Source organism: Streptococcus sp. 2018WUSS126 (genome assembly GCF_044427425.1).
GTDB lineage: Bacteria > Bacillota > Bacilli > Lactobacillales > Streptococcaceae > Streptococcus > Streptococcus hashimotonensis.
In genome coordinates this window covers 59,739-65,738 of record NZ_JAOTGB010000016.1, presented here as the reverse complement: position 1 = coordinate 65,738, position 6,000 = coordinate 59,739, and the positions used below count along the sequence as shown (strand labels likewise).

Below are 6,000 nucleotides of genomic sequence, written 5' to 3'. Positions count from 1 at the left end.
GGCGAGCGTAGGCGAACAGGGTCATTTTAAGTAACATAGCGGGATGAAAGGCTGGACGACCTGTGTGAGAAGTTTCTTCCAATAGAACGGATGAAGGAATAGTATCCACAAACTGACTAATCAGACGAGCCTCATGAGTAGCAGGTAAGTCCCAAGCAATATTTAATTCCAAACTAAGCTGATTTGTGTTATACTGTTTATACATTTTCATGCCTTTCTAGTTGTTTTGTCGTTATTATAATTATAAAGCATGAAATGGAAAACGAGCAACTCCTAAGTGGAATTGCTCGTTTTTTATATGTGAGAAGCTAGTTTTTGCCCAGCCTCATCTTAGAATTATAAATCCTCAAAGGCATCTTTTACCTTGTCAAAAAATCCTTTTTTATGGGGTTTGACATCAATATTTCCTGCTGCCGCGAATTCTTTAAGAGCTGCTTTTTGGCGGTCATTCAAACCTGTCGGAGTGACGATATTTACTGTGACATATTGATCACCAATAGCTCCACCACGAACACTTGGGGCACCTTTTCCTTTGAGTCGGAAGGTCTTACCAGTCTGGGTACCTTCAGGAATGACCATATCCACATCACCGTGAACCGTTGGCACATGAACTGTATCTCCAAGTGCTGCTTGGACAAAGTTAAGGTTCAGTTTATAGTGAATAGTGGTCCCTTCACGTTCAAACTTGTCTGAAGGTTGGACCTGAATGACAACGTAGAGATCTCCATATGGACCTCCATTGAAACCTGCTTCACCTTGACCTGCCAAGCGAATACGTTGACCGGTTTCCACACCAGCTGGTACCTTAACCGTTACCGTATGGGCTTGTTTTTCATGACCAGTTCCATGACAGGTTGTACATGGATCTTTAATTTGTTTTCCGCGACCATGGCAGACATCACAGGTCATTTGACGGCGCATGGTTCCAAGTGGAGTTTGGGTGTCCACATTGATCACTCCAGAACCATGACAGCGCCCACAGGTTACTGGACTTGTTCCAGGTTTGGCACCTGAACCTGTACAGGTTCGACAAGTTGCCTCACGGTTATAGGAAACTTCACGTTCCACACCAAAAATCGCTTCTTCAAATTTCAAGTTGACCGCATACTGCAAGTCATCCCCTTGACGAGGTGCATTAGGATTGCGCGTCGCACCACCTCCACCAAAGAAGCTAGAGAAAATGTCTTCAAAGCCACCGAAACCTGCTCCGTCGAAACCACCAAAGCCACCTGCTCCTCCGCCGAAGCCACCGTTTGCTCCAGCAGGACCATACTGGTCATAGGCAGACCGTTTTTGCGGATCGCTCAAGGTCTCATAAGCCTCTTGGACCTCCTTGTATTTATCCTCCGCACCCGGATCCTTGTTAATATCTGGATGGTATTTCTTCGAAAGCTTCCGATAAGCCTTCTTAATCTCGTCTGGCGAAGCGCTCTTAGAAACGCCCAGACGATCGTAATATTCTGTATTGTTCATATAAGATACCAAGCCCGTTAAAAGCAAAGTGAAAATAGGAAATCGGCAGAAAATCCCGATTTTTCTAGACGATTTATCTTTTTCACACAGCTTTTAGGGCGGGTTCAATTCCTTTCGTTAAAAAATAGACGAAACTCAGAAAGAAGCCTGTGTTCGAATTACCGAACTTGTATTCCTTTCTTTGAAATGTTGAAAGTAGCCCGTGTTCAGTTACGAACACATTCCTTTCTATAAAAGATTAGAAGGGTATTTACCCAAAAACAGAGGCTGGGTTGCAACCTCTGTGATTGGAAATTTTATTGACGAATGATTTCTATTCTCGAGAAGATGAGAATTGAGTTCGAGCTAATAATTTCGGAAAAAATGATTTTCCGAACCCTAGATACTCAAAGAAATTCAAGATTAGGCTAGGCAACTGGACGAAGATTGAACTAGAGTTCATCGAGGAGAGTTAACAAAACCTAGTGAAGAATTTCGTGGCTCGGGATAAAAAGGTCTCCTGAACCATTTACGACGTGAGAAAACAAAGTCGATAATACTTTGTTTTCGAGCTAGTAAGACACCTAGGTTAGCCGCAATAGCGGTAACCGTTAACTGATGAGCTACTTTTAGTAGCCATCAGTTTTGGTGTGTTACTTTTCAGTAAACTCGCCGTCTACGACATCATCGCCTGCGTTGTTAGCTGTTTGGGCACCTTCTTGGCCAGCGGCTGCTTGTTGTGCTGCTGCGGCTTGCTCGTAGAGTTTCACTGCAAGGGCTTGGGCTTTTTCGTTGAGGTTTTCGAGTTTCGCCTTCATGTCGTCCAAGTTGTTTGCTTCTTGAGCTGCTTTCAACTCGTCAAGAGCTGCTTGGGCTTGGTCACGTTCTGCGTCGAAGCCTTTGCCTTCTGTTTCTTTAAGAGTTTTCTCAGTCGCAAAGATTGCTTGGTCAACATCGTTACGAAGGTCAACTTCTTCCTTACGTTTCTTATCTGCTTCCGCGTTTGCTTCTGCATCTTTCATCATGCGGTCGATTTCTTCGTCTGTCAAACCTGAGTTAGATTGGATAACGATAGTTTGCTCTTTTTGCGTACCAAGGTCTTTGGCTTTTACAGAAACGATACCGTTCTTGTCGATGTCAAATGTTACTTCGATTTGTGGAATACCACGAGGTGCTGCAGGGATGTCTGTCAATTGGAAGCGACCAAGAGTCTTGTTGTCCGCTGCCATTGGACGCTCACCTTGAAGTACGTGGATGTCAACAGCTGGCTGGTTGTCCGCCGCAGTTGAGAAGACCTGTGATTTAGAAGTTGGGATAGTTGTGTTGCGGTCGATGAGTTTTGTAAATACGCCGCCCATTGTTTCGATACCAAGTGACAATGGTGTTACGTCGAGGAGGACAACGTCTTTGACATCACCAGTGATAACACCACCTTGGATAGCCGCACCCATAGCAACGACTTCGTCAGGGTTTACTGATTTGTTTGGCTCTTTACCAGTTTCAGCTTTTACAGCTTCTACAACGGCTGGGATACGAGTTGAACCACCGACAAGGATCACTTCGTCAATTTCTGACAAGCTAAGGCCTGCATCTGAAAGGGCTTGACGCACAGGTACTTTTGTACGTTCTACAAGGTCGTAAGTCAATTCGTCGAATTTCGCACGTGTCAAAGTCATTTCCAAGTGAAGAGGACCTGCTGCACCTGCAGTGATGAACGGCAAACTGATTTGAGTTGATGTTACACCTGAAAGGTCTTTCTTAGCTTTTTCAGCCGCATCTTTCAAACGTTGAAGAGCCATTTTGTCAGCTGACAAGTCGATGCCGTTTTCTTTCTTGAATTCTGCTACCATGTGGTCGATAATCTTTTGGTCAAAGTCGTCACCACCGAGCTTGTTGTCACCTGCTGTGGCAAGTACGTCAAAGACACCGTCACCAAGTTCAAGGATAGATACGTCGAAGGTACCACCACCAAGGTCGAATACCAAGATTTTCTCGTCTTTGTCAGTTTTGTCCAAACCGTAAGCAAGGGCTGCTGCAGTTGGCTCGTTGACGATACGTTCTACTTCAAGACCAGCGATTTTACCAGCGTCTTTTGTTGCTTGACGTTGAGCATCATTGAAGTAAGCCGGAACAGTGATAACAGCTTTAGTTACTTTTTCACCAAGGTATTCTTCAGCGTAGCCTTTCAAATATTGAAGAATCATAGCTGAGATTTCTTGTGGTGTGTATTCTTTGCCATTTGCTGAAACTTTTTCCGAAGTTCCCATTTTTGATTTGATAGAGATAATGGTATCTGGGTTAGTTACTGCTTGGCGTTTTGCCGCATCACCAACGATGATTTCACCATTTTTGAAAGACACAACAGACGGAGTTGTGCGGTTTCCTTCTGGGTTTGCGATGATTTTTGATTCAGTTCCTTCAAGAACTGCAACTGCTGAGTTTGTTGTACCTAAGTCAATACCGATAATTTTAGACATATTTATTTCCTCACTTTTATAATTACTTTATTTTTATTTACTATACATTTTAAACTCTTCTGGAAACTCTGGATCAGCAAATTCATTCATAATTCCACTTGGAACTTTGATACTATCCAGCAGCTCTTCAATACTCTGTTCTGAATTTTGATAGTCCACTCCGTAAAAATCTAAAACTTCTTCTCCATAAGTATTTCGAAATCCATCATAATCAACATTATGTCCATTCCATCCATGTCGATCATCTTGTTCAACAAATTCACGTAATTCTTCTATAAAGTCACGATAATTAAACATATTTTCCTCTTTTCTATTTACCTTCCGACACCACCACCATAGCCGGCCTCAACAGACGTTCATGCAACTTGTAGCCTTTTTGGAAGACTTGTGCGATGTGTTCTGCTGGGCAGTCGTCTGTAGCTGGGACTGTTTGAATGGCCATATGAAGATTTGGGTCAAAGACATCTGTTGCGACTTCTTCTACCCCTTCTTCTTTGAGGGCTTGAATCAAACTTTCTTGTACCATCTCCAAGCCTTTTTTGACATCTTCTGTCAGACCTTCGACTTGAAGGGCACGCTCCAAGTTATCCAAGCTCGGCAAGATTTTCTTAGCCAAGTCTTGCGAACGATAACGTTGAATGGTTTGGCGTTCCTCGTTGGCACGGCGTTGAATATTTTGCATTTCAGCATGGGCACGGAGGTACTTGTTTTCAAATTCCTCTGCACGCTCAGTTGCCAAATCCAACTCTGATTTTTCAGGCATTTCGACAACTTCTTCTGTTGTTTCAACTTCCTCTAGGATTTCTTCATTTTTGATTTCTTCTGACAAGTTGTTCACCTCTTCATTTTCTATTATTACTTTGACAAATAATAAATTGAGTTCGGGCTAGAAACTCAGAAAAAAGATAGATTTCCTTGTGTCTGATGACACTGCGTCAATCTCCTATTTTTCAATCGTTTCCTTCACGCCCTCACATCTTAATTGACTTCATAATGATTACTACTTAAATATCTGTAGTAATCGGTTAATTTCATAAATAGGACGCGGCTGATGATGTTGATTAAGCTCATCTGCCTACGGTAGTCCATGTCAACAGGACCAAGCAAACTCATCTGGGCCATGCCCCGATAGGGGATTGGAAAGCGATGATGAATGACTGTCACATCCGCTAGGGCAGGATCCCTATGTTCCGCCACAGAAATGCTGGTCGGCTGGTTTGGCGCCAAGCCTTGCCGCAACTCTGGGGCTAATAGCTGTGGGCTATCCAAGAGCTGATAGGTGGCGAGATTGCCATAGGTCAGCGAAGCGACCTTTCCGCTAATAAAGACTGATTCTTGGAAGAGGTTGGCAAAGATGTAGTCCATGAGATCCAAGACATTGTCCGTCGTGGTAAAGTAACGCTGCACCACTTGGGGAATCTCCGTCCGCAGCTTGTAGTGGATTGCCAAGACCGTCTGGTCAACGAAGCGTTCATCCACCAGGCGTTTGAGCACTTCCAAGTCCCTGGTCAAAAAGTTCTTGGGAATGGCAAACTGAACAGTGACAGGTTTGGACTGATCCAAGGTCAAGACTGCCAAGGCATCATGGCTACTAAGTTGCACGATGTCAAAGGAAGTCAACTGCTGACTGGTCGGCTCCACATCTAAGATGACCGAAGTGTAGCCTGTCAAATCCGCTAGGACTGTACTGGCCCGCTCCAAGATGTCTTCCAACTTGAAGGCTTCAAAGTCGAAGGCCTTGACCACCTGATAAACATCTTCTTCATTGATGTGTTCCAAGTTGAGCGAGTGGTTGACAAAGTATTGAAAACCAGCCCGACTGGGCATCCGACCGCTTGAAGTATGAGCTTTTTCTAGCAAGCCCAGTTGCTCTAGCTTAGCCATATCATTGCGAATGGTAGCTGAACTAGAAGCAATCATCTCCTGCAAGGCCTTAGAACCAACCGGCTCATGATGGCGCGTAAACAATTCAACAATCAGATTCAAAATATCATTTTGACGTTGGGTAATCATCTCCGCTCCTTTCATGAACACTGTTGATTTTTTTATTTTTAGCACTCTATAACGATGA

General features: G+C 43.8%; 5 protein-coding genes and 1 pseudogene. All 6 read right to left on the bottom strand.

Annotation, left to right across the window (positions count from 1 at the left end):
- Positions 1-205: pseudogene (locus ODU34_RS07295) on the bottom strand (IS5/IS1182 family transposase); the annotation flags it as partial.
- Positions 206-336: 131 nt separating this feature from the next.
- Complete coding sequence (gene dnaJ / locus ODU34_RS07290) at positions 337-1,473, bottom strand: molecular chaperone DnaJ (RefSeq protein WP_105178869.1); 1,137 nt, start codon at positions 1,471-1,473, stop codon at positions 337-339.
- A 632-nt stretch (positions 1,474-2,105) separates the two neighbouring features.
- Positions 2,106-3,929 (bottom strand): molecular chaperone DnaK, encoded by a 1,824-nt coding sequence (gene dnaK, locus ODU34_RS07285; RefSeq protein WP_002943084.1) that lies wholly within the window; start codon positions 3,927-3,929, stop codon positions 2,106-2,108.
- A 33-nt stretch (positions 3,930-3,962) separates the two neighbouring features.
- Positions 3,963-4,226: a hypothetical protein gene (locus tag ODU34_RS07280; protein ID WP_044758308.1), complete on the bottom strand. Its 264-nt coding sequence runs from the start codon at positions 4,224-4,226 to the stop codon at positions 3,963-3,965.
- Positions 4,227-4,239: 13 nt separating this feature from the next.
- Complete coding sequence (gene grpE / locus ODU34_RS07275; RefSeq protein WP_105178868.1) at positions 4,240-4,758, bottom strand: nucleotide exchange factor GrpE; 519 nt, start codon at positions 4,756-4,758, stop codon at positions 4,240-4,242.
- Between the two features lie 149 nt (positions 4,759-4,907).
- Positions 4,908-5,942: a heat-inducible transcriptional repressor HrcA gene (gene hrcA, locus ODU34_RS07270; protein WP_105178867.1), complete on the bottom strand. Its 1,035-nt coding sequence runs from the start codon at positions 5,940-5,942 to the stop codon at positions 4,908-4,910.
- Between the last annotated feature and the right edge of the window lie 58 nt (positions 5,943-6,000).